The 26,919-nt window shown below is 67.1% G+C and carries 22 protein-coding genes, 2 tRNA genes and 1 pseudogene; 15 read left to right on the forward strand and 10 right to left on the reverse strand.

The genetic code is table 11. The features are described 5' to 3' along the window. Window positions 1-155: 155 nt before the first annotated feature. Together GV001_RS06145 and GV001_RS06150 are read left to right on the forward strand one after the other, a co-directional pair. Entirely contained in the window at window positions 156-3,914 is a 3,759-nt protein-coding gene (locus GV001_RS06145; RefSeq protein ID WP_160078760.1) for a CHASE domain-containing protein, read from the forward strand. An 87-nt stretch (window positions 3,915-4,001) separates the two neighbouring features. After that, on the forward strand, window positions 4,002-6,137 hold the full coding sequence (locus GV001_RS06150; protein ID WP_160078761.1) for a bifunctional diguanylate cyclase/phosphodiesterase: 2,136 nt from the start codon (window positions 4,002-4,004) through the stop codon (window positions 6,135-6,137). Between the two features lie 57 nt (window positions 6,138-6,194). Here GV001_RS06150 and GV001_RS06155 read toward each other — a convergent pair whose 3' ends face one another. The 4 genes from GV001_RS06155 to GV001_RS06170 form a co-directional block, all read right to left on the reverse strand. Beyond that, a complete protein-coding gene (locus tag GV001_RS06155; protein WP_160078762.1) occupies window positions 6,195-7,106 on the reverse strand; it encodes an acyltransferase in 912 nt (303 codons plus the stop codon). Between the two features lie 250 nt (window positions 7,107-7,356). Further along, a complete protein-coding gene (gene pta, locus GV001_RS06160; RefSeq protein ID WP_160078763.1) occupies window positions 7,357-9,444 on the reverse strand; it encodes a phosphate acetyltransferase in 2,088 nt (695 codons plus the stop codon). 38 nt (window positions 9,445-9,482) lie between these two features. Then, complete coding sequence (locus GV001_RS06165) at window positions 9,483-10,670, reverse strand: acetate kinase (RefSeq protein ID WP_160078764.1); 1,188 nt, start codon at window positions 10,668-10,670, stop codon at window positions 9,483-9,485. A gap of 2 nt (window positions 10,671-10,672) precedes the next feature. Further along, window positions 10,673-11,020: a DUF3565 domain-containing protein gene (locus GV001_RS06170; protein WP_160078765.1), complete on the reverse strand. Its 348-nt coding sequence runs from the start codon at window positions 11,018-11,020 to the stop codon at window positions 10,673-10,675. Between GV001_RS06170 and GV001_RS06175 the strand changes: the two genes are divergently transcribed. The 5 genes from GV001_RS06175 (at window position 10,989) to GV001_RS06195 (ending at window position 14,883) form a co-directional block, all read left to right on the forward strand. Continuing rightward, window positions 10,989-11,474, forward strand: a complete 486-nt coding sequence (locus GV001_RS06175; protein WP_160078766.1) for a peptidylprolyl isomerase — start codon at window positions 10,989-10,991, stop codon at window positions 11,472-11,474. The genes GV001_RS06170 and GV001_RS06175 overlap by 32 nt on opposite strands. 148 nt (window positions 11,475-11,622) lie before the next feature. Continuing rightward, window positions 11,623-12,105 carry a glutathione peroxidase gene (locus GV001_RS06180; RefSeq protein ID WP_160078767.1) on the forward strand — a complete coding sequence of 161 codons (483 nt, stop codon included), beginning with the start codon at window positions 11,623-11,625 and terminating at the stop codon, window positions 12,103-12,105. A gap of 122 nt (window positions 12,106-12,227) precedes the next feature. Then, entirely contained in the window at window positions 12,228-12,965 is a 738-nt protein-coding gene (locus GV001_RS06185; RefSeq protein ID WP_160078768.1) for a nitroreductase family protein, read from the forward strand. A gap of 145 nt (window positions 12,966-13,110) precedes the next feature. After that, window positions 13,111-13,716 (forward strand): TetR/AcrR family transcriptional regulator, encoded by a 606-nt coding sequence (locus tag GV001_RS06190; RefSeq protein ID WP_160078769.1) that lies wholly within the window; start codon window positions 13,111-13,113, stop codon window positions 13,714-13,716. Between the two features lie 57 nt (window positions 13,717-13,773). Then, on the forward strand, window positions 13,774-14,883 hold the full coding sequence (locus GV001_RS06195) for an NADH:flavin oxidoreductase (RefSeq protein ID WP_160078770.1): 1,110 nt from the start codon (window positions 13,774-13,776) through the stop codon (window positions 14,881-14,883). Window positions 14,884-15,051: 168 nt separating this feature from the next. On the opposite strand, the gene GV001_RS06200 is transcribed toward GV001_RS06195, so the two are convergent. From GV001_RS06200 to GV001_RS06210, 3 genes are read right to left on the reverse strand one after another with little or no spacing between them, the layout of a single operon-like run. Beyond that, complete coding sequence (locus GV001_RS06200) at window positions 15,052-16,221, reverse strand: glycosyltransferase family 1 protein (RefSeq protein ID WP_160078771.1); 1,170 nt, start codon at window positions 16,219-16,221, stop codon at window positions 15,052-15,054. Between the two features lie 21 nt (window positions 16,222-16,242). Then, window positions 16,243-16,992 (reverse strand): sulfate transporter CysZ, encoded by a 750-nt coding sequence (gene cysZ, locus GV001_RS06205; protein WP_160078772.1) that lies wholly within the window; start codon window positions 16,990-16,992, stop codon window positions 16,243-16,245. Window positions 16,993-17,034: 42 nt separating this feature from the next. Next, entirely contained in the window at window positions 17,035-18,999 is a 1,965-nt protein-coding gene (locus GV001_RS06210) for a diguanylate cyclase domain-containing protein (protein ID WP_160078773.1), read from the reverse strand. Between the two features lie 219 nt (window positions 19,000-19,218). On the opposite strand from GV001_RS06210, the gene trxB reads away from it, so the two are divergent. After that, window positions 19,219-20,166, forward strand: a complete 948-nt coding sequence (gene trxB / locus GV001_RS06215) for a thioredoxin-disulfide reductase (protein WP_160078774.1) — start codon at window positions 19,219-19,221, stop codon at window positions 20,164-20,166. A 105-nt stretch (window positions 20,167-20,271) separates the two neighbouring features. Here the strand turns inward: trxB and sugE are convergent, their stop codons facing one another. Both sugE and rdgC read right to left on the reverse strand, forming a co-directional pair. Next, the gene (gene sugE, locus GV001_RS06220) at window positions 20,272-20,586 is read right to left on the reverse strand and encodes a quaternary ammonium compound efflux SMR transporter SugE (protein WP_160078775.1); all 315 of its coding nucleotides are present in this window, start codon (window positions 20,584-20,586) and stop codon (window positions 20,272-20,274) included. Between the two features lie 158 nt (window positions 20,587-20,744). Continuing rightward, complete coding sequence (rdgC, locus tag GV001_RS06225) at window positions 20,745-21,665, reverse strand: recombination-associated protein RdgC (protein WP_160078776.1); 921 nt, start codon at window positions 21,663-21,665, stop codon at window positions 20,745-20,747. 201 nt (window positions 21,666-21,866) lie between these two features. Between rdgC and GV001_RS06230 the strand changes: the two genes are divergently transcribed. The 7 genes and pseudogenes from GV001_RS06230 to GV001_RS06260 all read left to right on the forward strand — a co-directional run bounded on the left by GV001_RS06230 (window position 21,867) and on the right by GV001_RS06260 (window position 25,093). Continuing rightward, a tRNA-Val gene (locus GV001_RS06230) sits at window positions 21,867-21,942 on the forward strand. Window positions 21,943-21,962: 20 nt separating this feature from the next. Next, window positions 21,963-22,039, forward strand: a tRNA-Asp gene (locus GV001_RS06235). Window positions 22,040-22,279: 240 nt separating this feature from the next. Next, window positions 22,280-22,987, forward strand: coding sequence for an FKBP-type peptidyl-prolyl cis-trans isomerase (locus GV001_RS06240; RefSeq protein ID WP_160078777.1), 708 nt, complete (start codon window positions 22,280-22,282; stop codon window positions 22,985-22,987). 364 nt (window positions 22,988-23,351) lie between these two features. Continuing rightward, window positions 23,352-23,788 (forward strand): annotated as a pseudogene (locus GV001_RS06245) (YkvA family protein). A gap of 148 nt (window positions 23,789-23,936) precedes the next feature. Continuing rightward, window positions 23,937-24,257 carry a helix-turn-helix transcriptional regulator gene (locus GV001_RS06250; RefSeq protein WP_160078778.1) on the forward strand — a complete coding sequence of 107 codons (321 nt, stop codon included), beginning with the start codon at window positions 23,937-23,939 and terminating at the stop codon, window positions 24,255-24,257. Then, window positions 24,254-24,622, forward strand: coding sequence for a hypothetical protein (locus GV001_RS06255; protein ID WP_160078779.1), 369 nt, complete (start codon window positions 24,254-24,256; stop codon window positions 24,620-24,622). Before GV001_RS06250 ends, GV001_RS06255 begins: the two co-directional genes overlap by 4 nt. Then, a complete protein-coding gene (locus GV001_RS06260) occupies window positions 24,623-25,093 on the forward strand; it encodes a sel1 repeat family protein (protein WP_256664874.1) in 471 nt (156 codons plus the stop codon). Here the strand turns inward: GV001_RS06260 and GV001_RS06265 are convergent. Then, a complete protein-coding gene (locus tag GV001_RS06265) occupies window positions 25,085-26,839 on the reverse strand; it encodes a bifunctional diguanylate cyclase/phosphodiesterase (RefSeq protein WP_160078780.1) in 1,755 nt (584 codons plus the stop codon). The two genes, GV001_RS06260 and GV001_RS06265, sit on opposite strands and share 9 nt — an antisense overlap. Between the last annotated feature and the right edge of the window lie 80 nt (window positions 26,840-26,919).

Raw genomic sequence — 26,919 nt, forward strand, 5'->3', positions numbered from 1 at the left:
GTTCAGGGGCCTTGTGCATTTCGGCTGCCGTCCGTCGAGAGAGCCGTACGCCCTGAAATCCTGACTAAACTGCTCAACATATGCCTTGCGTGTGCAGTTTGCAGCGGCCCGGCTCGCCCTCCTGAGCCCGTGCCGATAACGGATCAGGAGCGCTCATGGACGACATCGCCGCTACCACCCCCGTGCGTAAACCCTGGATTCCCCTGCTGGTCACCCTGGTCCTGCTGGCCGTCCTGAGCGCGCTGGTGACCTGGCAGTGGCTGGTGCTGGGGGCCAACAGCCGGGAAGAGCAGGACGGCCGTTTCGCCCTGGCCGTGGATGGCGTCGAGCAGAGCGTGCGCGAGCGCATGCTGGCCTACGAGCTGGTGCTGCGCGGCATGTCCGGACTGATGGCGGGCAGCAGCGACGTGTCCCACGAGGAGTGGCAGCGGGCGACCGACCAGCTGCAGCTGCAGGAGCGCTACCCGGGCATTCAGGCCCTGAGCTGGGGGCGCTACCTGCGCGGCGCCGAGCTGGAACCCTACATCCAGCAGACCCGTGCCAGCGGGCGTGCGGGGTTTCAGGCCTACCCGCCGGGCCCGCGCGACGAGTACCTGATTGTCGACTTCATCAACCCGCTGGACTGGCGCAACCGCCGCGCCCTGGGATTCGACATGTTCAGCGAGGCGACTCGCCGGCAAGCCATAGTGCAGGCCCGTGACAGCGGCGAGGCGGTCTTGACCGGGCCGCTCAAGCTGCGCCAGGAAACCGAGCAGGACGTGCAGGCCGGCTTGCTGCTGTATCTGCCGGTGTACCGCCAGAATGCGCCACAGGCCAGCGTCGAGGAGCGGCAGGCGGCGGTGCAGGGCATGGTCTCCGGCACCTTTCGCATGGCCGACCTGATGCGCGGCATCCTCGGCAGCAGCAGCGAGCTGTTCGGCATCGAGCTGACCGACAGCCAGAGTGCTGCCAGTCCGCTGCTGCGCGAGACCACCGCGCCGGGCCATGTGGCGCGTTTCGAAACCCAGCGCACGCTGAACATCTATGGCCGTACCTGGCTGCTGAAGGTCAGCAGCACGCCGCGCTACGAGCAGGCGGTGCACAACAGCAGCCTGAGCATCGGCCTGGGCACCGGCCTGCTGGCGGCCCTGCTGCTGTCCTTGCTGGTCGGCGGCTACCTGTTCCTGCGCGAGCGCGCGCTGGCCAACGCGGAACGCCTCAACCTGGGGGTGCGCGAGCGCGAGGAGAGGTTTCGCCTGGTGGTCGAGGCCTCGCCCAATGCCATAGTGCTGGCCGACAGTCGCGGGCATATCGCCATGGTCAACCGGCAGACCGAGCTGATGTTCGGCTATGCCCGCGCCGAGCTGCTGGGCCAGGCGGTGGAGAAACTGCTGCCCGAAGCCATGCGCATGGCCCACGTCGGCCTGCGCGAGGACTACCAGGCCGCACCGGAGCCGCGGCGCATGGGCGGCAACCGCGAGCTGTTCGGCCAGCATCGCGATGGCCGGCTGATCCCGCTGGAAGTGGGGCTGTCGCCGATCCGCGCCGGCAGCGAAACCCTGGTGCAGGCGGTGATCATCGACATCAGCGAGCGGCGGGCCGCCGAGGAGCGCTTCCGCCTAGTGGTCGAGGCCTCGCCCAATGCCATCGTGCTGGTCGACGGCCAGGGCCAGGTGGCCATGGTCAACCGGCAGACCGAGCTGATGTTCGGCTACGCCCGCGATGAGCTGCTCGGTCAGCCGGTCGAGCAGCTGTTGCCGGAGTCCCTGCGCAAGATGCACCCGCACTTGCGCGAAGGTTTTCTCCATGACCCGTCGCCGCGGCGCATGGGCGGCAACCGCGAGCTGTTCGGCCAGCATCGCGATGGCCGGCTGATTCCCCTGGAGGTCGGCCTGTCGCCGTTGCGCAGTGGCTCCGACATGCTGGTGCAGGCGGTGATCATCGATATCAGCGAGCGCAAGGCCGCCGAGCAGCGCCTGCGCGAACAGGCCGAGCAGCTGGCGCTGGCCAACCGCTACAAGTCCGAATTCCTCGCCAACATGTCCCACGAGCTGCGCACGCCGCTGAACAGCATTCTGATCCTCAGCGAGCAGCTGAAGCAGAACATGGCCGGCAACCTCACCGAGAAGCAGGTCAAGCATGCGGACATCGTCTACAAGGCCGGCAACGACCTGCTGCAGCTGATCAACGATGTGCTCGACCTGGCCAAGATCGAGGCCGGCCGGGTGCAGCTCAAGCTGGAGCCGCTGAACGTGCACGACATGCTGGTGGAGCTGGACGCCAGCCTGCGGCCGATGGCCGAGCTCAAGGGCCTGCGCCTGCTCAACAGCATGGAGCCCGGGGTGCCGCGGGTGATCCACACCGACCGCGGGCGCCTGCACCAGATCCTGCGCAACCTGCTGTCCAATGCCCTGAAATTCACCGAGGCGGGGGAGGTGGAACTGTCCATCAGCCGTTCGCCGACGCCCCTGGACGATGAGCGCGAGACCCTGCAGATCGTCGTCCGCGATACCGGCATCGGCATCGCGGCGGAGCAGCACGAGCGGATCTTCCAGGCCTTCCAGCAGATCGACGGTTCGACCAGTCGGCGCTTTGGCGGCACCGGCCTGGGCCTGGCCATCACCCGCCAGCTGGTCGAGGTGCTCGGTGGCCAGATCAGCCTGCAGAGCATCCAGGGGCAGGGCTCGAGCTTCATCGTGCAGCTGCCGGTGGTGGCCCTGGCCCAAGTGGAGAGCGACGAGCCGCTGAGCAGCGCGCCGGTGCGCAGCGGCCACGGGCCGGCCCTGCTGATCGTCGAGGACGATGCCAACTTCGCCTCGGTGATCGCCGAGGAGGCCACGGCCCACGGTTTCTCCAGCGTGCTCTGCCGCAGCGGCAAGCAGGCCATCGGCCTGTTGCAGCGCGAGCGCTTTGTCGCGGTGATCCTCGATATCCTCCTGCCGGACGTCAGTGGCTGGCAGATCTACCGGCGCCTGCGCAGCCTGGTGCACTACCGCGATGTGCCGGTGCACATCATCTCCTGCGTGCCGCAGCCGCAGGACTGGCAGGACGGCGGCACGCGCTACCTGGTCAAGCCGATCGGCCGCGGCGACCTGGAGCAGGTGTTCCACGATCTCGCCGGCCTGGGCCAGGCGGTCCGCCCGCTGCTGCTGGTGGAGGATGTCGAGGTGGAGCGCGAACACTATCGCGAGCACCTGAGCCAGCTCGGTTTCAGCGTGACCGCGGTGAGCAGTGCCCAGGAGGCCTGCCAGGCCTATGCGGCGCAGGGCTTCAGCGCGCTGGTGATCGACCTCGACCTGCCGGACCAGGACGGCTTCGACCTGCTCGAGACCCTGCATCGGGAGCGTCCGCTGCATTCCACCCTGGTGGTGATCAACACCGGTCTGGATGTCGCCCGCCAGGACCTGCAGCGCCTGCGCCGCTACTCGGCGGTGGTGGTGCGCAAGAATGGCGACGATCTGCGCCCGCTCAGCGCCGCGCTGCAGGGCTTCCTGTCCCTGGTGCGCGAACCGTCGGCCGACAGCTCGAGCCTGACGGGCCAGCGCGTGCTGCTGGTGGACGACGACGTGCGCAATATCTATGCGATGACCGCGCTGCTGGATGAGGTGGGCCTGGTCGTGACCCCGGCCAAGGATGGCGTCGAGGCCCTGGAGTGCTTCGCGCGCCAGCCCTTCGATCTGGTGCTGATGGACATGGCCATGCCGCGCATGGACGGCTACACGGCCACCCGCCTGCTCAAGGAGGAGCACGCCTGCCATGTCCCGGTGATCGCCCTGACCGCCCACGCGATGAAGGGCGACCGGGAGAAGTGCATCACCGCCGGCGCCGACGACTACCTGGCCAAGCCGGTCAGCCGCCAGGACCTGCTGGAGATGCTGCACCGCTGGCTGAACAGCGCCGCGGAACCCCTGCGCCGGGCTGAGGGTGGCGCATGAGCCCATTGGTAGCGTCGAGGCCAGTGGCCGCCAGGGCCGCGGGACAATCATCCGGAGTGGCGCCGGCTGACGCCAGAGGAGGGCAGCATGGCCCAGATGCAGGTTGATACGCCGGTGGAGCAGCAGGTGCTGCTGGTGGTCGACGATCGCGAGGAAAACCTGGTGGCGATGGAGGCCCTGCTCGGCGACGGCGAATGGGATGTGCGCACGGTCAACTCCGGCGAGGCGGCCCTGCAGTGCATGATCAGCGAGGCCGTCGGCCTGGTCCTGCTCGATGTGCAGATGCCGAAGATGGACGGCTTCGAGGTCGCCCGCCTGATGCGCGGCAGCCCGCACACCCGGCACACGCCGATCATCTTTCTCTCGGCCATCGCCCACACCGAGGACTCGGTGCTGCATGGCTACGCCATCGGCGCGGTGGACTTCATCCTCAAACCCTTCGACCCTAAGGTGCTCAAGCACAAGATCAGCGCGCTGCTGGAGCATGAGCGCCATCGCCACGAGCTGCTCATGCTCAGCCAGCAGCTGGACAGCGCACGGGCCTTCAATGCCTCGGTGCTGGAGAACGCCTCGGAGGGCATCCTGGTGCTGGATCGGGACGGCCTGATCAGCTTCGCCAACCCGGCCATGGCGCGCATGCTGCACGGCGAGGTGGACGATCTGCAGGGCACCCAGCTGTTGTCCTACCTGAAGACGCCGAGCATGCCGAACGACTGGCAGGCGTCCGAGTTCTACCGGCAATGGCGCGCCGGGCAGACCTACCGCCTGCACGATGCGGTACTCAACACCTTCAGCGGCGGCTTCCTGCCGGTGGCGCTGTCCTGCTCGCCACTGCCGCAGTACCAGAACGCCATGGTCCTGATCGCCCTGGACATGTCGGTGGTCAGCGACCTGCACGCCCAGCTCGAATCCCAGGCGATCACCGATGCCCTGACCGGCTTGTACAACCGCCGCGGCTTCAACCAGGCGCTGGAGGCGGCGCTGTCACGCATCGATCGCAGCGGCAAGCGCATGGCCGTGCTGTATCTCGACCTGGATGGCTTCAAGCGGGTCAACGACTCCCTCGGTCATGCCGCCGGCGACCAGATCCTGCGCCGCGTGGCCGAACAGCTGAAGACCTGTCTGCGCCCCTACGACATCCTCGCGCGCATGGGCGGCGACGAGTTCACCGCGCTGCTCGACTCGCTGGATCATCCGGAGGATGCGGCGCGGGTGGCGGAGAAGCTGATCGAGCTGGTGTCCGTGCGGCACACCATCGACGGCCTGGAGTTCACCCTCGGCGCCAGCATCGGCATCGCCTGTTTCCCCGAATGCGGGCAGAGCGTGGATGGCCTGCTGCGCGCCGCCGACATGGCCATGTACGAGGCCAAGCGCGCCGGCCGCCAGCAGTACCGCTTCTTCTCCCCGGAAATGAACGGCCGCGCGCGTTCGCGGCTGATGCTCGAGGAAAGCCTGCGCACGGCCATCGAGCAGGACGATTTCGTCCTGGTCTACCAGCCGCAAATCGACCTGGCCAGCGGCCGCCTGCGCGGCTTCGAGGCCTTGCTGCGCTGGCAGCACCGGGTGGCGGGCACCATCTCGCCCGGGGTGTTCATCCCCTTGCTGGAGGAAACCCGGCTGATCAATCGCCTGGGCGACTGGATCTTCCAGAGCGGCATCCGGCAGTGCCGGGCCTGGCGCGAGGCGTTCGGCGAGGAGCTGCTGCTCAGCCTCAACGTCAGCCCGGTGCAGTTCAGTATGCCGCAGCTGGTCGGCGAGCTGCGCCGGGTGCTGGAGGTGCATCAGCTCAAAGCGTCGCAGCTGGAGGTGGAAGTCACCGAGAGCGCGCTGATGCAGGACCTCGACACCACCCGCGAGCAGCTGCGGCAACTGCGCGAACTGGGGGTGCGCATCGCCATCGACGACTTCGGTACCGGCTATTCGTCGCTGGCCTACCTGCGTCATTTCGAGCTGGATACGCTGAAGATCGACCGCCTGTTCATCGCCAACATGCTGGATTCACCCAAGGATGCGGCGATCGTCAGCACCATCATCGACCTGGGCCATCACCTGGGCCTGGAGGTGATCGCCGAGGGGGTGGAAACCATCGCCCAGCGCGACTGGCTGATCGCCCATCGCTGCACCACCATGCAGGGCTTCCTGGTGGCGCCGGGGCTGGCGGTGGACAAGGCCGGGGCCTTCCCGCCCCGGCTCGACTGGGATACCTGGGCGCCCGAGGCCTGAGCGGCCGCTGGCTGAACAGCCCGCGGCGTTGCCGCGCCCGGGCTAGACCCGTCCCGGCTAGCGGCGGCGGCCGAGAAACTCCTGGTGCAGGCGCTGCAGTTCGGCATCCTTGGCCTGCCACAGCTGGTTGACCCACTGCTGGAAGGCCAGGCGGTAGCCTTCGTCCTGGTCGTAGTTCTGGCCGATGAACTCCTGCGGAATCTCCAGCTCCGCGAAGCGCACCACCACCTCGTCGAGGCGCCCGCAGAGCAGGTCCCAGAAGCCGGGGCTGCCGGCGGGGTAGTGGATGGTCACGTTGATGATCGAGTGCAGCTGCTCGCCCATGGCATCCAGGACGAAGGCGATGCCGCCGGCCTTGGGCTTGAGCAGGTGCTGGAACGGCGAGTCTTGCTGGTCGTGCTTGGCCTGGGTGAAGCGGGTGCCTTCGAGGAAGTTGAATACCGACACCGGGTTGGTCTTGTAGCGTTCGCAGGCCTTGCGCGTGGTGGCCAGGTCCTGGCCGAGCTTTTCCGGGTGCTTGGCCAGGTAGGCCTTGGAGTAACGCTTCATGAAGGGGAACTCCAGCGCCCACCAGCACAGGCCGATCACCGGCACCCAGATCAGCTCCTGCTTGAGGAAGAACTTCAGCAGCGGCATGCGCCGGTTGAGCTGGTACTGCAGCACCAGGATGTCGACCCAGCTCTGGTGGTTGCTGGTTACCAGATAGGAGTGGCGGGTGTCGAAACCCTGCTCGCCGGCGACATCCCAGCGGGTGCGGCACACCAGGTTCATCCAGAACTTGTTCACCCCGATCCAGAACTCGGCGATGCCATGCATGACGAAGCGCAGGCCGCGCTGGATCGCCGGCACCGGCACGAGCAGCTTGAGCAGGGCCACGGCGAACAGCGGCCAGCAGCAGATCAGGGTATTGAGGGCCAGTAGCAGGCCGGCAATGACGCCACGCAAGGGCGCCGGCAGGAAATGCAGCATGGGGGCAAAAGCCTCCTGGCAGGGGGACATTCTGGGGTCCCGGATCGGTCGAGGTACCTGTGGCAGTTCCCTTGCACGAGGCGGTCGGCTGCCAAGGTTAACGCTTGTACACTGACCGGCAAGCGCTGCGGCTGACTTGTTGGTCAGTCAGCCTGGCGCATTTCGCCGCTTTCAGGCGTGGCGAATTCTAGCGCAAGCGCGCCCGCCCAGGCCCGCACCGCGGCGTGTCGCCGGGGTGCGGGTGGCGGCGTCAGTTCCTGGCCGCGGCCTGGATCGCGGTGAGGGCGATGGTGTAGACGATGTCGTCGACCAGGGCGCCGCGCGACAGGTCGTTCACCGGCTTGCGCAGGCCCTGCAGCATCGGCCCCACGCTGACGCAGTCGGCGCTGCGCTGCACCGCCTTGTAGGTGGTGTTGCCGGTGTTCAGGTCGGGGAAGATGAACACCGTGGCGCGCCCGGCCACCGGGCTGTCCGGCGCCTTCTGCCGGCCTACGCTGGCGATGGCGGCGGCGTCGTACTGCAGCGGGCCGTCGATCAGCAGTTGCGGGTTCTGCGCGTGGGCCAGGCGGGTGGCCTCGCGCACCTTCTCCACCTCGGCGCCGCTGCCGGAATCGCCGGTGGAATAGCTGATCATCGCCACCCGCGCCGGCACGCCGAAGGCCTCGGCCGAGGCGGCACTCTGCAGGGCGATCTCGGCCAGCTCGGCGGCCGACGGGTCGGGGTTCACCGCGCAGTCGCCATAGACCAGTACCTGGTCCGGCAGGAGCATGAAGAACACCGAGGACACCAGGTTGTAGCCGGGCGCGGTCTTGATCAGCTGCAGGGCCGGGCGAATTGTGTTGGCGGTGGTGTGGACGGCCCCCGAGACCAGGCCGTCGACCTCGTCCAGGGCCAGCATCATGGTGCCCATGACCACCGTGTCTTCCAGCTGCGCGCTGGCCATCGGCGCGTTTAGGCCCTTGCCCTTGCGCAGCTCGACCATCGGTGCGACATAGCGTTCGCGGATCAGGTCCGGATCGAGGATCTCCAGGCCCGGCGGCAGCTCGATGCCCTGGGCCTTGGCCACCGCACGCACCGCTTCCGGCTTGGCCAGCAGCACGCAGCGGGCGATGCCGCGCGCCTGGCAGATGGCCGCGGCCTGCACGGTGCGCGGCTCGCTGCCCTCGGGCAGAACGATGCGCTTGTTCGCCGCCTGGGCGCGGCGCATCAGCTGGTAGCGGAACGCCGGCGGCGACAGGCGCGGCTCGCGCGGGTTGCCGCAGCGCTGCTTGAGCCACTCGTGGTCGATATGGCTGGCGACGAACTCGGTGACCATCTCCGCGCGCTCGCGGTCGTCGATGGGGATTTCCTTGTTCAGCCGGTTGAGGTTGGTCGCCGTGTCGTAGGAGCCGGTGCTCACGCTGAGTACCGGCAGGCCGCTGTCCAGGGCACCGCGGCACAGCTCCATGATCCGCGGGTCCGGGGCGAAGTCGCTGCACAGCAGCAGGCCGGCCAGCGGCACGCCGTTCATTGCGGCCAGGCTGGCGGCGAGGATGATGTCGTCGCGGTCGCCCGGGGTCACCACCAGCACGCCCGGCTTGAGCAGCTGCACGGTGTTGGGCACGGCGCGCGCGCACAGCACGATCTTGGCCACGCGACGCTGCTCGTAGTCGCCGGCGTTGATCACCCGCGCGCCGAGCAGTTCGGCGATGTCGCGGGTACGTGCGGCGTTCAGTTCCTCCTGCCAGGGAATGCAGCCGAGCAGGCGAAAGTTCTCGCTCTTCAGCAGCGTCGAGTGCTCGGCCAGGCGCGCGGCGAAATCATCGCTGCGTACCTTGTTGAGGATGGTGCCGAGCACTTTCGGCTCCTGCGGCCCGCCAAACAGCTGGGCCTGGATCTCGATGCGATCGGACAGCTCGATCATTTCCTGCACCGAGTCGCCTTCCGGCGCCGAGACCAGGATGATCTCGGCGTCCAGGCTCTTGGCCAGGTGCACGTTGATCCGCGCCGCGTAGCTGGCATGGCGGGTCGGCACCATGCCCTCGACGATCAGCACGTCCATGCCGGCGGCCGCCTGCTGGTGGAGGCTGACGATTTCCTCCAGCAGCTCGTCCAGCTGGCCGTCGCCGAGCATGTGCTCGACCCGCGCCAGCTCCAGCGGCTTGGGCGGCGTCAGGCCGAGGGTGCGGGCGATCAGCTCGGTGGAGCGCTCCGGGCCGTCGTCGCCCGGATGCGGCTGGGCGATCGGCTTGCAGAAGCCGACCTTCAGCCCGGCGCGCTCCAGGGCGCGGACCAGGCCGAGGCTGATGGAGGTGAGGCCGACACCGAAGCCGGTGGGGGCGATGAAGAAGGTATGCATGTTCTCTCCAGGTGCGGCGAACTGTGGCGCGGCAGGGATCAGGGATTGAGCAGGGCCAGGGTGTCGAGGGCGATCTGCCGCTCCTCGTTGGTCGGCACCACCAGCACCCGCGGGCTGCCCGGGCTGTGGATCGCCCCGGCGGCGCCACGGATGCAGGCGGCGTTGGCCACTTCGTCGAGGACGAGATTGAACAGTTTCAGGTGCGCCACCGTCTTGCTGCGGATCAATGGCGAGTTCTCGCCGATGCCGCCGGTGAAGATCAGTCCGTCCAGGCGCGGCAGGGCGCAGCTCATGGCGGCCAGGGACTTGGCCAGGCGGTAGCAGAACACCTCGATGGCCAGGGTCGCGCCGGCATGGCCCTGGGCGCGTGCCTGCTCCAGGCTACGCATGTCGTTGGACAGGCCGGACAGGCCGAGCAGGCCGCTTTCCTTATTCAGCAACTGGTCGATGCGCTCCAGGCTCCAGCCCAGGGTGCGTGCCAGGTGGCCGTGCAGGTTGGGGTCGACGTCGCCGCTGCGGGTACCCATCACCAGGCCTTCCAGCGGGGTCAGGCCCATGCTGGTGTCGCGGCTCTGGCCAGCGACTATGGCGCAGGTCGAGCAGCCGTTGCCCAGGTGCGCCGACAGCCAGTTGCTGTCGGCAAAGGCCAGGCCGCTGAGCTGCGCCGCGCGCTGGCTGACATAGCGGTGGCTGGTGCCGTGGAAGCCGTAGCGGCGTACGCCGTGCTGGCGGTAGAGGCTGTCCGGTACGGCGTAGCGGTAGGCGTGTTCCGGCAGGCTCTGGTGGAAGGCGGTGTCGAATACCGCGACCTGCGGCAGCTGCGGGTGCAGGCTCAGCGCCGCCTCGATGCCGTGCAGGCTGGCCGGATTGTGTAGTGGCGCCAGGGGCGCGATGGCGCGGATCGCGGCGATTACCTCGGGCTCCAGCCGGCGCGCGGCGGTGAAGTGCTCGCCACCGTGGACCACGCGGTGGCCGATGCCGTGCAAGGTACCGCCGGCGGCCTCCTGCACCAGCGGCAGCAGCAGGGCGAGGGCGGCGCGGTGGTCGCCGCCGGGCAGTTGCCGGCTGTCCTGGCCGGCGTCGCCTTGCCAGTGCAGCACCGCCTCGGCAGTGCCGAGGCGTTCGGCCAGGCCGCTGAGGATAAAGGCCTCGCGGGCCTCGTTGACCAGGGCAAACTTGAGCGATGAGCTGCCGCAGTTGATCACCAGGATATTGCGTGCCGGCATGTCTATTCCTTATCCGGTGCCTGCACCGGGGCTGTACTGTCCGTCTGTGCCGCGGCGCACCAGCCGCAGGCGAAGGGTTGGCCGAGCTGGCGCTGCTCGGCATCGATGACCCAGGGGCGACTCTGCCAGGGCGGCAGGTGGCGCAGGTGCTGAGTATGCCCGCAGGACAGCACGGCCACCCAGTGGCCTTCTTCGTCTTGGCGAAAATCCACCAGCCGGCTGAGCGGGGCGCCCCGTTTGTCCGGCTGCCGGTCGCTTTCGGGCAAGGCCGCAGGTAAACTCGCGCGTTCTTCAATCTTTTGCAAAAGGTCCCACCTCATGCTGATCGCCGCTAACAAGGCAGTCTCCATCGACTATACCCTGACCAACGATGCCGGTGAGGTGATCGACAGCTCCGCCGGTGGCGCGCCGCTGGCGTACCTGCACGGTGCCGGCAACATCATCATCGGCCTGGAAAAGGCCCTCGAAGGCAAGCAGGCCGGCGACGAGCTGACCGTGGCCATCGAGCCGGTGGATGCCTACGGCGAATACAGCGCCGAGCTGGTTGCCACCCTCAACCGCAGCATGTTCGAAGGCGTCGACGAGCTGGAAGTGGGCATGCAGTTCCACGCTTCCGGCCCGGACGGCGGCATGCAGATCGTCACCATCCGTGACCTCGACGGCGACGACGTGATCGTCGACGGCAACCACCCGCTGGCCGGCCAGCGCCTGCACTTCCAGGTCAAGGTGGTCAGCGTGCGTGAGGCCCTGGCCGAGGAACTGGCCCATGGTCATATCCACGGCGAAGGTGGTCATCACCACTAATAAGCAGCCCGATGGGGGCGCCGGGCAAAACGACTTATGGTCGTTCCACGGGCGATCCCGGCTGCTAAGCTGAGTGAACCGAAAAGGCGCCTACGGGCGCCTTTTTTGTCCCCTGCGCAGAATTGTTTGCATGCTCAAGGAGTTAGTCATGAGTGCATTTCACGACCTGAATCTGCGTGCGCTGGATGGCCAGGATCTGCCATTGGCGCCCTACAAGGGTCAACTGGTGCTGGTGGTCAACGTGGCCTCCAAGTGCGGTCTGACCCCGCAGTACGCCGCCCTGGAAAAACTGCACCAGGACTACCACGCGCGCGGCTTCACCGTGCTGGGCCTGCCGTGCAACCAGTTCGCCGGCCAGGAGCCGGGCACGGAAGAGGAAATCCGCGAGTTCTGCAGCCTCAACTACGGGGTGACTTTTCCCCTGGGCAGCAAGCTGGAGGTCAACGGCCCCGGCCGTCACCCGCTGTACCGCCTGCTGGCGGGCGAGGGCGCCGAGTTCCCCGGCGACATCACCTGGAACTTCGAGAAGTTCCTGGTCGGCCGCGATGGTCGCGTGCTGGCGCGTTTCTCCCCGCGTACCACGCCGGACGATCCGGCGCTGATTCAGGCCATCGACAAGGCCCTCGGCTGATGGCCCGGGCGCATTTGCCCGATAGCGGGCAAATGCGCCAATGCTCCGGCTGTTTCACCCGTACGGCTTGTCGAGTGGTTTCGCGCGCTGCTTAATCGGCCGACTTGCCGAGGAGCCCCGCGATGACCAGTTTTCCCCAGGATGATGCCGTGGCCCATGCCTCGCCGGCGGCCTTGCGCGCGCTGATCGAGAGCCGCCGTGCGGTGCGCCGCTTCACCGACGAGGCGGTGCCGGAGGCGGTGATCCGCGACTGCCTGGAGCTGGCCGTGCTCGCGCCCAACTCCTGCAACCTGCAGCCCTGGAGCTTCCAGGTGATCCGCGATCCGGCGTTGCTGGCGCGCCTGCACCCGGTGTGCATGAGCCAGAACGCGGCCAGGGCGCCGCTGATCATCGCCGTGCTGGCCCGTCCGGATACCTGGCGCCAGGCCTGCCGGAACATCGTCGACTACTGGCCCGAACCCGAGGTGCCGGCGCGCATCCGCCGCTTCTACGCCAAGACCGCGCCGTTCCAGTACAACCAGGGCCCACTGGGCCTGCTCGGCCTGTTCAAGCGCCAGCTGGTGCGCCTGGCCGCACTGCGCAAACCGCTGATGCGCAAGCCCAACAGCAAGGCCGACATGCGCATCTGGGCGGTGAAATCCACCGCGCTGGCGGCCGATAACCTGATGCTGGCCTTCCAGAGTCACGGCTTTGCGACCTGCCCAATGGAGGGCTTCGACGAGGTGCGCTTGCGCAAGGTGCTGGACATCCCGCGCCAGGCCCTGCCGATCATGCTGCTGGCCGTGGGCCGGCAGGGCGAGAAGGGCGTGTACAACCCGCGCCTGCGTTTTCCGCTGGAGCAGCAGGTCACCTGGCTGTAATTCCCGTAGGGTGCGCTGTGCGCACCGATGCCCGTACGGTGCCGGTGGTGCGCACGGGGCGGCTGAATGGCTCGTCATCCGCCCCCAGCTTTTAAGGCTTAATCACCAAAATCAATAGTGCTGGGCGGGCGAGACGACCGGTCATATGCTCGCCGCCATGAACACCAGCATTCGATTCGACAAGCGTGACCTGATCCTGGCCAAGGGCTCGGCGGTGATGACCCGCCGCGGCTACCACGGCACCGGGGTGCAGGAAATCGTCCAGGCCGCCGGCATTCCCAAGGGCTCCTTTTACCACTACTTCGCCAGCAAGGAAGACTTCGCCCTGCAGGCCCTGGAGTTCGTCTACCAGCCGCGCCTGCAGCGCTATGCCGAGGCCCTGGCCAATCCGGCGCTGAGCCCGCGGGCGCGCATCCTGGCTTACTACCGCGAGCTGCAGGCGCATTTCCTGCGCCAGGAAAAAGCCGAATACCACTGCTTCATCGGCAGCCTGAGTTTCGAGATGAGCGAGCTGCTGCCGGCCATCGGTGCCCAGGTCGAGGCGATTCAGCAGGCCTCGGTGGACATCCTCCAGCGCTGCCTGGAACAGGCCCGTCAGGCCGGCGAGCTGAATGCCGGGGAAGACTGCGCCAACCTCGCCAGCTTTATCGCCAACGCCTGGCAGGGCGTGCTGGCGCGACTCAAGGTCGGCCGCAGCACCCAGGCCCTGGATGCCTTCATCGTTCGCCTGGAGCTGCTGCTGCAGCCCTGATTTTTTAAAACCCGATTAACGAGACGACCGGTCGACCGACCGGCTTGAGGAGCCCCCATGACCGCCCCCGTACAAGCCCTGTTCCAGCCCTTCCGCTTGGGCAACCTGGAGTTGCCGACCCGCGTGGTGATGGCGCCGATGACCCGTTCCTTCTCCCCGGGCGGCGTGCCCAATGCCCAGGTGGTCGAGTACTACCGTCGCCGCGCTGCCGCCGGCGTCGGCCTGATCGTCACCGAAGGAACCACCGTCGGCCACAAGGCCTCGAACGGTTACCCGCACGTGCCGCGCTTCCACGGTGCCGATGCCCTGGCCGGCTGGCAGCAGGTGGTCGACGCGGTGCATGCCGAAGGCGGCAAGATCGTCCCGCAACTGTGGCACGTGGGCAACGTGCGCAAGCTGGGCACCGAGCCGGATGCCAGCGTGCCGGGCTACGGCCCGAGCGAGAAGGTGAAGGACGGCAACGTGGTGGTGCATGGCATGACCAAGGCCGACATCGACGAAGTCATTGCCGCCTTCGCCCAGGCTGCCCGCGACGCCAAGGCCATCGGCATGGACGGCGTGGAAATCCACGGTGCCCACGGCTACCTGATCGACCAGTTCTTCTGGGCTGGCAGCAACCAGCGCAGCGACGAATACGGTGGTGACCTGGCCCAGCGTTCGCGCTTTGCCATCGAGCTGATCCAGGCCGTGCGCGCCGCCGTCGGCCCGGACTTCCCGATCATCTTCCGCTTCTCCCAGTGGAAGCAGCAGGACTACACCGCGCGCCTGGTGCAGACCCCGGAAGAGCTGGGTGCCTTCCTTAAGCTGCTGTCCGAGGCTGGCGTGGACATCTTTCACTGTTCGACCCGTCGCTTCTGGGAGCCGGAGTTCGAAGGTTCCGACCTCAACCTGGCCGGCTGGACCCGCCAGCTGACCGGCAAACCGACCATCACCGTGGGCAGCGTCGGCCTGGACGGCGAGTTCCTGCAGTTCATGGTCAACACCGACAAGGTCGCCGAACCGGCCAGCCTGGAAAACCTGCTGGAGCGCCTGAACAAGCAGGAGTTCGACCTGGTGGCCGTCGGCCGCGCCCTGCTGGTCGACCCGGATTGGGCGGTCAAGGTGCGCGACAACCGCGAGCAGGACATCCTGCCGTTCAGCCGCGAAGCCCTCAAGCAACTGGTCTGACCCCGCGTGTTACCCCTGTGCGCCGGCTTGCTGGCGCACCCTTCGAGCCCCGGCACACCGGGGCTTTTTTATGTCTGTCGGTTGGCGGCATGGGGCTTTGTGGGAGCGGATTTATCCGCGATAAACAGGCCAGGTCGGAGCTGGCCCAGATCGCGGCAGAAGCCGCTCCTACGAAAGCCGCGCCTGCAGCAGATGCGCCTCGAACTGCTCGACTATCGCCGCCCAGCCCTGCTTGCCGGCATGCTGACGGGCGTTGAGGCGTACCCGGCGCAGGCTTTCGCGGTCTTCCAGCAGCCACTGCGCCGCCTCGATAAAGGCCAGCTCGTCGCCGGGCATGGCCAGCGCGCCGTTGTGTCCGTGGCGGATGTGCTGGGCGGCAGCGGCCTGGTCGAAGGCGACCACGGCGAGGCCGGAGGCGAGGGCTTCCAGCACAACGTTGCCGAAGGTTTCCGAGAGGCTGGGAAAGAGGAACAGGTCACCGCTGGCATAGTGCGCGGCCAGTTCCTCGCCGCGTTGCAGGCCGCAGAAGATGGCCTCCGGCAGGGCCGCCTGCAGCTGCGCGCGCTGCGGGCCGTCGCCGACCAGCACCAGGCGCAGGCGTTGCTGCGGGTAGCTCGCCTGCAGGGCGCGGAAGCTGCGTTGCAGCAGCGCCAGGTTCTTCTCCGGGGCCAGGCGGCCGACATGCAGCACGGCGAGATCCTGCTCGCCCAGGCCCCAGCTGCTGCGCAGTTCGGCCGAACGCCGCGCCGGGTGGAACAGCTGGCTGTCGACCCCGCGGGCGAGCAGCTCCAGGCGCTGGAAGCCGCGGCGCTGCAGCTCCACCCGCTGGCTGGCGCTGGGCACCAGGGTGGTGCGGGTGCGGTTGTGGAACCAGCGCAGGTAGTGGGTGAGCAGGCGCGTCAGCAGGCCCAGGCCGTAATGGCCGCTGTACTGCTGGAAGTTGGTATGGAAGCCGCTGACCACCGGAATCCCCAGGCGCCGGGCGGCGCGAATGGCGGACAGGCCCAGTGGGCCTTCGGTGGCGACGTAGAGCACGTCCGGGCGATTGCGCCGCCAGCGCCGCAGCAGCTTGTGCAGCGACGACTGGCCCCACTGCAGGCCGGCATAGCCGGGCAGGGGCCAGCCGCGGGTCAGCAGCAGGCTGTCGTCGCTCTGCTGTTGCAGGTCCCCGGCCTGGCGCGGGCGGATCAGCTGCAGGCGGTGGCCGCGCTGTTGCAGGCCCTGGCACAGGCGGCCGAGGGTATTGGCCACGCCGTTGATTTCCGGCGGGAAGGTTTCGCTGATCAGGGCGATATGCAGGGCGGTAACAGTCATGGCAGCAGTCTCGACCGCTGCCATGTAGGCCAGATGACGCCGCGGTTACCGGCTGGTGACAGCACCCGGCTGGCGCTCACGCACCCAGAACAGGGTGGCCCCGGCCACGGCGGCCGGCATCACCAGGATGTTGACGAAGGGGATCAGCAGCGCCAGGTACACCGCGCCGCCGAAGCCGAGCGATTGCCAGCGCTTCTCGCGCAGCCAGGCGAGCATCTCGTTCCAGCCCAGCTTGTTGTTGTCGGCCGGGTAGTCGATGTACTGCACCGCCATCATCCACACGCCGAACAGCAGCCACAGCGGCGCGGCGATCAGGTTGAGCACCGGCACGAAGCTGAGGATCAGCAGCGGGATGGCGCGGGGCAGGAAGTAGGCCAGCTTGCGCAGTTCGCGGCCGATGGTGCGCGGCACCATGGCGCTCAGCTCGGCCCAGCTGAAGGGCGGGAAGTCGTCGCGCCCGCGCAGCACCACCTCGACCTTCTCCGCGAGGAAACCGTTGAAGGGTGCGGCGATGATGTTGGCCAGCATGGTGAAGCTGAAGAACATGATCAGCAGCACCAGCAGCACGAACAGCGGCCAGATCAGGTACTCGAGGAAGCTCAGCCAGCTCGGCAGGCTGGGCATGAAGGCATCGACCCAGCCGCCGAACTGCTGCACCGCCAGCACGATCAGGCCGACGAACAGCAGCAGGTTGACTGCCAGCGGCAGCAGCACGAACAGGCGCAGGCCGGGGCTCAGGATCAGTTTCAGGCCTTCGCCCAGGTAGTGCGGGCCAGAGAGGGCGGGAGTGGGCATCGGGGGCTCCGGTCGGTGGCAAACGCGCCGACCTTACCGGCTTTACGAAGGTGAAGAAAGCGTCTGGGGGCGGTGCAGGTGGGCGCAGTTGCGCGTGCGCTTGGCCTCGTACATGGCGCTGTCGGCCGCCTTGATCAGGCTTTCCGCGTCCTGGGCGTGTTCGGGGAACAGGGCGATGCCGATACTCGGCGTAACAAAGTCGATGCGCAGGCCGTTCAGCTCGGCCGGCGTGGCGAGGGCGGCGAGCAGGCGTTCGGCGAGCTTTTGCGCGACCTCGGCGCCGGCGTCCTGCAGCAGCAGGGTGAACTCGTCGCCGCCCAGGCGGTAGACCCGGTCCGGCTGGCGCATGGCGCCGCGCAGGCGCTCGGCGATGTTCTGCAGCAGGGCGTCGCCGACGTCGTGGCCGAAGCGGTCGTTGACCTCCTTGAACCGATCGAGATCGAGGTACAGCAGGGCCAGTCGGCCGCGCTGCTGTTGCGTCTGTTCGAGGGCGCTCTTCAGCTGTTCGGCGAAGGCCTTGCGGTTGCCCAGGCCGGTCAGCGGGTCGCGGTAGGCCATGTCGAGCAGCTGGTTCTGGTAGGCCACCTGGTCGCTGATGTCGATCAGGATGCCGCGGTAACCGGTCAGTTGGCCCTGGCTGTCATGCATCAGCGAGAAACGCGTCTCGTAGTAGCCCAGGCTGCCGTTGCCGCGCCGGAAGGGCGCGGCGAAGCTGGTGCTCTTGCCGCTTTCCCGGGCCTGGATGAACAGTTGCCGGGCGCGCTGGCTGTCTTCGAGGGTGAGCAGCTGGGCGAAGGAGTGCTGCAGCAGTTCCTGGCTCGGGTAGCCGAGCATCTGGCACAGGGCGCGGTTGGTGGCGAGGATGATGCCCTGCGGGTCGAGTTCGTAGTAGCCGTCCTGGATGGTGTCGAGGATCTGCCGGTCACGGGTCTCGCTCTGCTCCAGGCGCTCGAGCATGCGATTGGCCTCGCGGGCCAGTTGGCCGATCTCGTCATGGTTGCTGTCGCTCAGGCGCTGGGTGCTGGAGTTGGGGGCGATGGCGGCGAATTCCTGGTTCATCCGCGAGACCCGGCGCAGGATCCAGTGGTCCAGCCCCAGGTAGATCAGCAGCAGGACGAGCAACCCGGCCGTGCTGCTCAGGGCCAGGAAAATGCCGATGGCCTTGCGCCCTTGGTGGTACAGGCGGCGCTCCTTGGTCAGTTCCAGCAGCAGCTCGGGCTCGCCGAGGCTGTTGCCGAGCAGCAGGAACATCTGCTGGCGCTGCCCGTCGAGCACCTGGCGCGGGCTGATCTGGATCTCGGTGAGGCTGCTGCCGTTGCCCGGCGCCAGCTGCACCCAGTCGGTCTGGGCGCCGTCGGGCGGGAGCAGGCGCAGGGTGGCGTTGACCTCGGACTGGATCTGTTCGGCGCGTTCACCGTCGATGAAGTGCCCGGCGATCAGGTTGCCCAGCGGCGGCATGCTGCCCTGGCTGTTGCTGATCGGCCCCATCGCCAGCATCACCGGTACGCCCTGCACGACGACGACCTGGCCCTTGATGGCGTCGATCCCGCTGTTTTGGCGCAGGCGCAGGCCCAGCTGGATGATCCCGTCGCGCAGCGCCTGGTAGCTGCCCGGCCGCTGCTGGCCGAGCACCAGCAGGTCGGGCAGGTCGGGCGGCAGCCATTGCTCGGCGTAGACCCGGCCTTGCAGGTCGAGGTAGATCACGAAGTCGAAATTCACCTGGCGTAGGGCTTCGGGGTCCATGTTGCGCCGCATGAATTCGGGGTGCAGGCCTTGCATGAAATCGTAGCTGTCGTCCCATTGGGCGAAGCTCAGCAGCAGGTCGAGGTTGCGCTTGAGGCTGTGGTCGAGCTGGATGCGCAGGCGTTCGGCTTCGGCGCTGAGCAGGGCATGGTCCTGGCGATCGAAGCGACTGAGGATGAGCTGCTGCGAGAGGACGAAGGCGATGCCCAGGGCCAGCGCAAGGAGGGGGACGAACAGCCAGAACAGACGTTTGCGCAAGGTCATGCGAAGTTACTGCAGGGGCCTGGAATGGGCCCAGTATAGCAACCCGGACAATGTGTCCGGCGTCACATAGCGGCTGGCTATCGGCGGGATTGAAAAACGGCACTGTCTTCTCCCCGTAGCGCTGGATAGCCTTGCCGGCAGTTCCCTTCGCTCGGGCGTCCGTGCCTGCCAGGCCTTCCCCGGGGCGCCGGGCTTGCCTTTTTCCTTCTGGAGTCGCTCATGTCCGCCATTCGCCATTCCCGCGTGATCATCCTGGGTTCCGGCCCCGCCGGTTACAGCGCCGCCGTGTACGCCGCGCGTGCCAACCTCAAGCCGCTGCTGATCACCGGCATGCAGGCCGGCGGTCAGTTGACCACCACCAGCGAAGTCGACAACTGGCCGGGCGACCCCCACGACCTCACCGGCCCGGCGCTGATGCAGCGCATGCAGGCGCATGCCGAGCGCTTCGAGACCGAGATCGTCTTCGACCATATCCAAGCCGTGGACCTGGCCGCTAAGCCCTTCACCCTGATCGGCGACGGCGCCACCTACAGCTGCGATGCGCTGATCATCGCCACCGGTGCCAGCGCGCGCTATCTCGGCCTGCCGTCCGAGGCAGCGTTCATGGGCAAGGGCGTGTCCGCCTGCGCCACCTGCGACGGCTTCTTCTATCGGGGCCGCGAGGTGGCGGTGGTCGGCGGCGGCAACACGGCGGTGGAGGAGGCCCTGTACCTGGCCAATATCGCCAGCAAGGTGACCCTGGTGCACCGGCGCGAGACCTTCCGCGCCGAGAAGATCCTGCAGGACAAGCTGCAGGCGCGGGTGGCCGAGGGCAAGATCGTGCTCAGGCTGAATGCCGAAGTGGAGGACGTGCTGGGCACCCCGCTGGGGGTGAACGCGGTGCGCATCAAGCGCCAGGACGGCCAGCGCGAGGATCTGGCGGTGGACGGGCTGTTCGTCGCCATCGGCCATACCCCGAACACCGCGCTGTTCGAGGGCCAGTTGGCGCTGAAGGACGGCTACCTGGTGGTCAACGGCGGGCGCGACGGCAACGCCACCGCGACCAGCCTGCCCGGCGTGTTTGCCGCCGGCGATGTGGCCGACTCGGTCTACCGCCAGGCGATCACCTCGGCCGGCGCCGGCTGCATGGCGGCGCTGGATGTGGAGCGCTTCCTGGACGCGCCCTGAGGCGCGCCCGGAATCAGAAGCCCCGTTGCGGCGGGACCAGAGATTCTCACGGGTTCAAGGCTGGTCGTGGGAGCGGCTTCAGCTGCGAATGGAGAACAGCCGTCCTCAGTGGCTGAGCTTCAGCCCGAGCAGGCCGGCCACGATCAGGCCGACGCTGAGCAGGCGCAGCAGCGCCATCGATTCGCCGAAAAGGATGATCCCGGCGATCACCGTGCCCACCGCGCCGACTCCGGTCCAGATGGCGTAGGCGGTGCCCAGCGGCAACTCCTTCATCGCCAGGCCGAGCAGGGTCAGGCTGACGAGCATGGCGCCGACAGTGAGCAGGGTGGGGAGGGGGCGGGTGAAGCCGTCGGTGTATTTCAGGCCGACGGCCCAGCCGACTTCGAACAGGCCGGCGAGAAACAGGATGATCCAGGACATGGGTGGCTCCGCAGTAAGGCTATAAGTGCGGGCCGTCCCAGGTGATCACTCGCACGGAGTGGCAAGGTCGTCCTTGCGCTGTGCGTTATTCTGCACATCGCCCTGCGCGGGGCAAGCTCGAAGGGGCGAGCCGGCCCCGGCAGGTGTTGCCAAAGTTGTCAGATGCCTTCCGGAATCTCTTCGCCACCGAGGGCTTCGAACAGTGCCGGCAGGAAGTCGCAGAAGGTCAGCATCATCAGGGTGAAGCTGGCGTCCAGCTGGCCGAGGTTGTCGTCGCCGCCATCCTGGGCGGCCTGGTCCTGCAGCAGGTCCTCGAAGCGCAGACGCTTGACCACCAGCTTGTCGTCGAGGATGAAGGACAGCTTGTCCTGCCAGGCCAGGGACAGCTGGGTAACCAGCTTGCCGGTGGACAGGTGCAGCTGGATTTCCTCGCTGGTCAGGTCCTGGCGCTTGCAGCGCACCACGCCGCCATCTTCGGCGGTGTCACGCAGCTCGCATTCGTCGAGGACGAAGAAGTCCGGCGCGGCCTGTTGCGACTTGACCCAGTCGGTCATGGTCGCGGTCGGCGCCATCTTCACCGACAGCGGGCGCACCGGCAGCGAGCCCATGACTTCACGCAGGGTCGACAGCAGGTCTTCGGCGCGCTTGGCGCTGGCCGAGTCGACCAGGATCAGGCCGAGCTTGGGCGCGATGGCGGCGAAGGTGGCCGAGCGACGGACGAAGGCGCGCGGCAGGAAGGACATGACGATCTCGTCCTTGAGCTGGTCGCGCTCCTTCTTGTAGACCTTGCGCATCTGTTCGGCTTCGATCTGCTCGACCTTCTCCTTCAGCGCATCGCGCACTACGCTGCCCGGCAGGATGCGTTCTTCCTTGCGCGCGGCAACCAGCAGGAAGTCTCCACTGACATGCACCAGCGGCGCCTCTTCGCCTTTGCCGAAGGGAGCGATGAAACCGTAGGTGGTCAGCTCCTGGCTGGCGCAGGAACGAGCCAGCTTGGTGGCCAGGGCAGCCTCCAGCGCTTCGGCATCGAAAGGCAGATCCTGGGTCAGGCGATAGACAAGCAGGTTGCGGAACCACATGGGGGGACACTCCAATTGCGCAAAGCGCGCATTATTCTCTGCCGGGGCGGATTGTCCAAGCTGCAGTCGAGTCTTCCTCTGCGGGAAATGACGAACAGCCCCCGTTCTCCTAAGCCTTTGGAACTGCTGAAAATTTTTTTTGAAAAAGAGCTTGCCAAGGTTCGGGTCGCTGTCTAGAATGCGCCCCACTTCGAGAGTGAAGGGTGATTAGCTCAGCCGGGAGAGCATCTGCCTTACAAGCAGAGGGTCGGCGGTTCGATCCCGTCATCACCCACCATCTCGCTCACGAGGTTACGCGCAGCGGTAGTTCAGTCGGTTAGAATACCGGCCTGTCACGCCGGGGGTCGCGGGTTCGAGTCCCGTCCGCTGCGCCATACATAAGCCTTGGTTAGACTGAAGACCAAGACTGGAAGAAACGACCGAAAGGTCGTTTTTTTTTGCCCGCGATTTGCTGCCAGTGACCTGCCTGGCGGCGACCATTTGCGGAGCCGGCGCACAAGCTGAACTAATCCGCGGTTCATGGTTCCTACTGGCGTAGCCAGTAATTGGCGCAGGCTGCTAAGCTCGCCTACTCACCGATAGCCTGCTTCAGGGCGCTCCAACAAGGATCAAGCATGAAACAACATCGTTTAGCCGCGGCGGTTGCCCTGGTAGGCCTGGTACTGGCCGGTTGCGATTCGCAGACCAGCGAAGTCGAACTGAAAACCCCGGCGCAGAAAGCCTCCTACGGCATCGGCCTGAACATGGGCAAGAGCCTGGCCCAGCAAGGCATCGACGACCTGGACCAGAAGGCTATTTCCGCAGGCATCGCCGACGCCCTTGGCAAGAAAGAGCAGCAGCTAAAGGATGAAGAGCTGGTCGAGGCCTTCACTTTCCTGCAGAAGCGTGCCGAGCAGCGCATGCTGGCGCTGAACGAGGAAGCGGCCAAGGCCGGCAAGAAGTTCCTCGAGGAAAACGCCAAGAAAGACGGCGTGACCACCACCGCTTCCGGCCTGCAGTACGAAGTGTTGAAGAAAGCCGACGGTGCCCAGCCCAAGGCCACCGACGTGGTCACCGTTCACTACGAAGGCAAGCTGACCGACGGCACCGTCTTCGATAGCTCCGTCGAGCGCGGCAGCCCGATCGATCTGCCGGTCAGCGGCGTGATCCCGGGTTGGGTCGAAGGCCTGCAGCTGATGCATGTCGGCGAGAAGTACAAGCTGTACATCCCGAGCGAGCTGGCTTACGGCGAGCAGAGCCCGAGCCCGACTATTCCGGCCAACTCGGTGCTGGTATTCGAGCTGGAACTGCTGGCGATCAAGGATCCTACCGCCCAGCAGTAAGCCTGATGCTTGTACGCAACGCCCCGCCTGGTCGGGGCGTTGTCGTTTCTGCGTCCGGTGCAGAACGTCGGGCTGACCCGGCGGTCTGAAAAGGAGGTGATCGGCGAGTCGGTGTTACGGTTATGCACATTCGCCCCGGCGCTCGCGGTGCGCCGACTGTTACGTTGTTCGCGAGCTATGCTCGGTTACTAACTCTATGATTTTTAAAGACTTTAAAGCTTGAGCAAAAAATGCCCGATCTGTGCCGAGGCCGCATGAGACGGGCGTTTGAATGACTCATCAAGAATCTGTGCACAAGGTTATCCACAGCTTTGGTGGATAACCCCAATCGGCCCAGCAAGTGCGCGGGTTGTGGAGGAAAACCATGAATATGGCGAAGCATCTGCAGCGTTACCTGCAGGCCGCGCAGGCTGTGCTCGAGCGCGGCAAGTTGCCGCAGCTGCTGGCGGCCGTGGCGAAAAAGGGCGCCGGCAATGCTGCGCACCTGGGGCGGGTGCGCGAGGATCTGCAGTTGCTGCTGGGCCTGTGCACGGCCTGGTGGCGGGGCGAATACCGGGCCATCAGCCCCCGGGCCTGCTGAGCGTAGTCGCCGGCCTGCTGTATTTCCTGACGCCCCTGGATGCGCTGCCGGATTGGCTGCTGGGCATCGGCCTGCTGGATGATCTGGCGGTGCTGGCCTGGCTCCTGCGCACCTGGCAGGGCGAGCTGGATGCCTACCGTGCCTGGCGCGAGGCGCAGGCGCCGGCGCAGCTGGAGCGCATCGAGGCGCTGCCGGCGGCAGAGGATGCGGGGCAATCCTGAGCTACTGTTCAGGTTATGGGGCGCTGCTTCGTCACTCTTGTAACGGTAGGGCGCGATGGGTCACCCTCTGTGTCGGGGCCAGTTGTTAAGATGGCGGCTTGCAGGAGGGCGTCGAGTCAGTCGGCGCTGCAGTCCACGGAGAGCGTTAATGAGTGTGCAAGTGATCACGCGGGACGGTGAGGCCGAATATGCCGTGCTGCCCTGGGCCGAATACCAGGCGCTGCTGCAGGCCGCCGGGCGTGCCGTACCCGCCGCGCCGCAAGAACCGGCCGCCGCCGCGGCGTCGTTGAGCCAGCTGGCCGCGCTGCGCGAGGCGCAGGGCCTGTCCCAGGCCGACCTGGCGCGGGCCGTGGGCATCAGCCCGCACTACCTGAATCTGTTCGAGAGCGGCGAGCGCCAGCCGGATGGAGCCATTCTGCGCGCCCTGGGCCGGGTACTCGGGGTGAGTGCCTGGGAGCAGGGCTCTTGAGCGTGCGCATCCACCGTCAGCACTGGCAGGCGCTGCTGGTCGAGCTGGAGGATGCGCGGCGCCAACGTCATCTGCTGACCTATCGGGCCCTGGTCGAGCGTCTGCAACTGCCGACCCCGGCCATGCAGACCCTGACCGCCGCGCTGGAACACCTGGCGGCGCTGGATGCGCGGGCCGAGCGGCCGCTGCGCAGTGCGCTGGTCATCAGCCAGGGCGCCAGCCGCCTGCCGCGTACCGGCTTCTTCGAATGCGTCACCCGCCTCGGGCGCTTCAGCGGGCCTTCCGATGGCATTGCCGCGGCGTCCTGGCATGCCGCCGAAGTGGCGCGGGTCTTCGAGTTCAGCTATCCGGCCGAGGACGCCTGAGTGCTCTGGCGGCTGCGTGCCCGACTGGGCTATTGGCTGGCACGCCGGTTGTTCCATTGGCGCTGGATGATGCAGCAGCCGCGCGCCTGGGCCTGGATGCAGGGCCAGTTCGCGCGCATGGCGGCGCAAGGCCATGTGCCGGCGCAGAGTTTCTACGGCCACCTGCTGCTGTTCCGTGGCCAGGGCCTGGGTGCGCGCGAAGAGGGTGTGCGCCTGCTGCGCCTGGCCGCGAGCGGAGGCGACGGCAAGGCCGCCTACCAGCTCGGCCTGCTGAGCCTCGCCGGCGACAGTCGGCAGGCGCCGGATGGCGTCGAGGCGGCGCGCTGGTGGACCCTGGCCGCGGCGGCCGGTCATCCCCTGGCCGCCCAGCGCCTGGCCAGGCTGTATCGCGAGGGTGCGCCGGGGCTGGTGGCCGATGCCGTGCTGGCGCAGCGGTTCGAGCAGCGCGCGACTGAGCTGGGGTTAGGCTGACAGGCTGTCCAGCACATGCAGGCTGTAGCCCGGCACGGCCTTGGCATGACGCTTGGCCTCCGAGGCCAGGCCGGCCAGTTGGCTGGCATCCAGATCGGCACAGGCCGATTCGCGCAGCTGCACCACGCCGACCGACAGCGACAGCAGGGGAAATTCCTCGCGCCGGCCCTGGCGGTTGTGGGCGACGAAACAGCCGGCCTGCAGGTGTTCGTCGCGGTAGAAGCGCCGGCACTGGCCCTGGAAGTCCTCCAGCAGCAGCTGGATGCGCTTGCGCCAGTCGGCCGAGCCGAGCACCAGCATGAAGTCGTCGCCGCCGATATGGCCGACGAAGTCGCGGCTGGGGTCGACCCGCTCGTTCAGGCACTGCGCCAGGCACAGCAGTACCTCATCGCCCTTGGCATAGCCGTAGAGGTCGTTGAATGGCTTGAAACTGTCGATATCCACATAGCACACCGCCGCAGCGCGGCCCTGCTGCAGCAGGCGGCTCAGGCACTGCTGGATCGGCACGTTGCCCGGCAGCAGGGTCAGCGGGTTGGCATGGCGGGCCTGCTGGATCTTCAGCTCGGTGATCAGCTTGAGCACGTCGATCACCCGGCCCAGGCCGCGATAACGGCCGTGCTGGGTGATGATGAAGTCTTCCTCGATGCGCTGGCGCGCGCGGCTGGTGAGCAGGCGGCTGACCTGCTGCAGCGACTGGCCGAGGTCCACGGCGAGAACGTCGGTGCTCATCAGCCGGCTGATCGGCTTGCGCGCGAACAGCTCGGTGGCGAACGGCTTGAGCAGGGCCTCCGACAGCGAATTGCGGTGGATGATGCCGAGCGGTTGCTGCTGGTCGTCGAGCACGGCCAGTGAGTTGAGGTTGGCCTGGGCGCGAAAGGCCTCCAGCACCTCGGCGGTGGCCGTGTCGTGGCTCACTGCGGGCTGCTCGTTGAGCAGGGCGGTGAGGTCGGCGCTGTCCTCGCCGAGGCTGCCGATCAGGCTGTCCAGTTGTGGCAGCAGCTTGCGCGCGTCGCGTGGCGGCTGCTCCTGCGGCCGGCCGAGCAGGTAGCCCTGCAGCAGGTCCACGCCCATCTCGCTGAGCACGGCCAGTTCTTCCGCCAGCTCGATGCCCTCGGCGATCACCTGGGCGCGCGAGGCCTTGGCCATCTTCAGGATGGAGCCGACGAATTCGCGCTTCACCGCGTCCTGGTGGATGCCGTCGATGAAGTGGCGGTCGATCTTCACGTAGTCCGGGCGCAGCTCGGACCACAGGCGCAGGCTGGAGTAGCCGGCGCCGAGGTCGTCGAGGGCGATGGAGAAGCCCATGGCGCGGTAGTGGTGCAGGGCGGTGTCGAGCAGGGCGAAGTCGTCGATCGGCGCCTGTTCGGTCAGCTCGATCACCACCCGGTCCGGGGTGATGCCGAATTCCTGCAGCAGCTTGAGGGTGCGTCCGGGCTGGTGGGTGGGTTCCAGCAGGGATTCGGGGGAGACGTTGAGGAACAGCTTGCCGTCCAGCTGCAGGTCACGGAAGCGGCGGCAGGCGCTGCGCCGGCTGGCCAGTTCCAGCTCGCTCAGGCGGCCGCAGTTGCGTGCCACGCTGAAAAGGGCGATGGGCGAGTGCAGGGGGCTGTTGGACGGCCCGCGGGTGAGAGCCTCGTAACCGAGGATGCGCCGGTCGGCCAGGGCAATGATGGGTTGGAACAGGCTGTGCAAGTCGCCGTGAGCGAGGATCTGATCCAGCGCGCTCAACTGCTCGGTGACGGTCATGGTGGCTCTCGACTGGCCGGAAAAAGAAAAGGGCCGGTAGTGCTACCGGCCCCTTTATTTCACGACAGAACGATGACGCT

Origin of the sequence: Pseudomonas sp. 8AS (assembly GCF_902506505.1) — a bacterium.
Taxonomy (GTDB): Bacteria; Pseudomonadota; Gammaproteobacteria; order Pseudomonadales; family Pseudomonadaceae; genus Aquipseudomonas.

Excerpts from the sequence above, each read along its gene's own strand:
- GV001_RS06175 (WP_160078766.1), top strand. The coding sequence starts at position 10,989 with ATGCTGATCGCCGCTAACAAGGCAGTCTCCATCGACTATACCCTGACC.
- pta (WP_160078763.1), bottom strand. The coding sequence starts at position 9,444 with ATGCATACCTTCTTCATCGCCCCCACCGGCTTCGGTGTCGGCCTCACC.
- GV001_RS06185 (WP_160078768.1), top strand. The coding sequence starts at position 12,228 with ATGACCAGTTTTCCCCAGGATGATGCCGTGGCCCATGCCTCGCCGGCG.
- GV001_RS06195 (WP_160078770.1), top strand. The coding sequence starts at position 13,774 with ATGACCGCCCCCGTACAAGCCCTGTTCCAGCCCTTCCGCTTGGGCAAC.
- GV001_RS06145 (WP_160078760.1), top strand. The coding sequence starts at position 156 with ATGGACGACATCGCCGCTACCACCCCCGTGCGTAAACCCTGGATTCCC.
- GV001_RS06265 (WP_160078780.1), bottom strand. The coding sequence starts at position 26,839 with ATGACCGTCACCGAGCAGTTGAGCGCGCTGGATCAGATCCTCGCTCAC.
- GV001_RS06180 (WP_160078767.1), top strand. The coding sequence starts at position 11,623 with ATGAGTGCATTTCACGACCTGAATCTGCGTGCGCTGGATGGCCAGGAT.
- GV001_RS06165 (WP_160078764.1), bottom strand. The coding sequence starts at position 10,670 with ATGCCGGCACGCAATATCCTGGTGATCAACTGCGGCAGCTCATCGCTC.
- rdgC (WP_160078776.1), bottom strand. The coding sequence starts at position 21,665 with ATGTGGTTCCGCAACCTGCTTGTCTATCGCCTGACCCAGGATCTGCCT.
- GV001_RS06170 (WP_160078765.1), bottom strand. The coding sequence starts at position 11,020 with ATGGAGACTGCCTTGTTAGCGGCGATCAGCATGAGGTGGGACCTTTTG.
- trxB (WP_160078774.1), top strand. The coding sequence starts at position 19,219 with ATGTCCGCCATTCGCCATTCCCGCGTGATCATCCTGGGTTCCGGCCCC.
- GV001_RS06190 (WP_160078769.1), top strand. The coding sequence starts at position 13,111 with ATGCTCGCCGCCATGAACACCAGCATTCGATTCGACAAGCGTGACCTG.
- cysZ (WP_160078772.1), bottom strand. The coding sequence starts at position 16,992 with ATGCCCACTCCCGCCCTCTCTGGCCCGCACTACCTGGGCGAAGGCCTG.
- GV001_RS06200 (WP_160078771.1), bottom strand. The coding sequence starts at position 16,221 with ATGGCAGCGGTCGAGACTGCTGCCATGACTGTTACCGCCCTGCATATC.
- GV001_RS06150 (WP_160078761.1), top strand. The coding sequence starts at position 4,002 with ATGGCCCAGATGCAGGTTGATACGCCGGTGGAGCAGCAGGTGCTGCTG.
- GV001_RS06250 (WP_160078778.1), top strand. The coding sequence starts at position 23,937 with ATGAGTGTGCAAGTGATCACGCGGGACGGTGAGGCCGAATATGCCGTG.
- GV001_RS06155 (WP_160078762.1), bottom strand. The coding sequence starts at position 7,106 with ATGCTGCATTTCCTGCCGGCGCCCTTGCGTGGCGTCATTGCCGGCCTG.
- GV001_RS06210 (WP_160078773.1), bottom strand. The coding sequence starts at position 18,999 with ATGACCTTGCGCAAACGTCTGTTCTGGCTGTTCGTCCCCCTCCTTGCG.
- sugE (WP_160078775.1), bottom strand. The coding sequence starts at position 20,586 with ATGTCCTGGATCATCCTGTTTCTCGCCGGCCTGTTCGAAGTCGGCTGG.
- GV001_RS06240 (WP_160078777.1), top strand. The coding sequence starts at position 22,280 with ATGAAACAACATCGTTTAGCCGCGGCGGTTGCCCTGGTAGGCCTGGTA.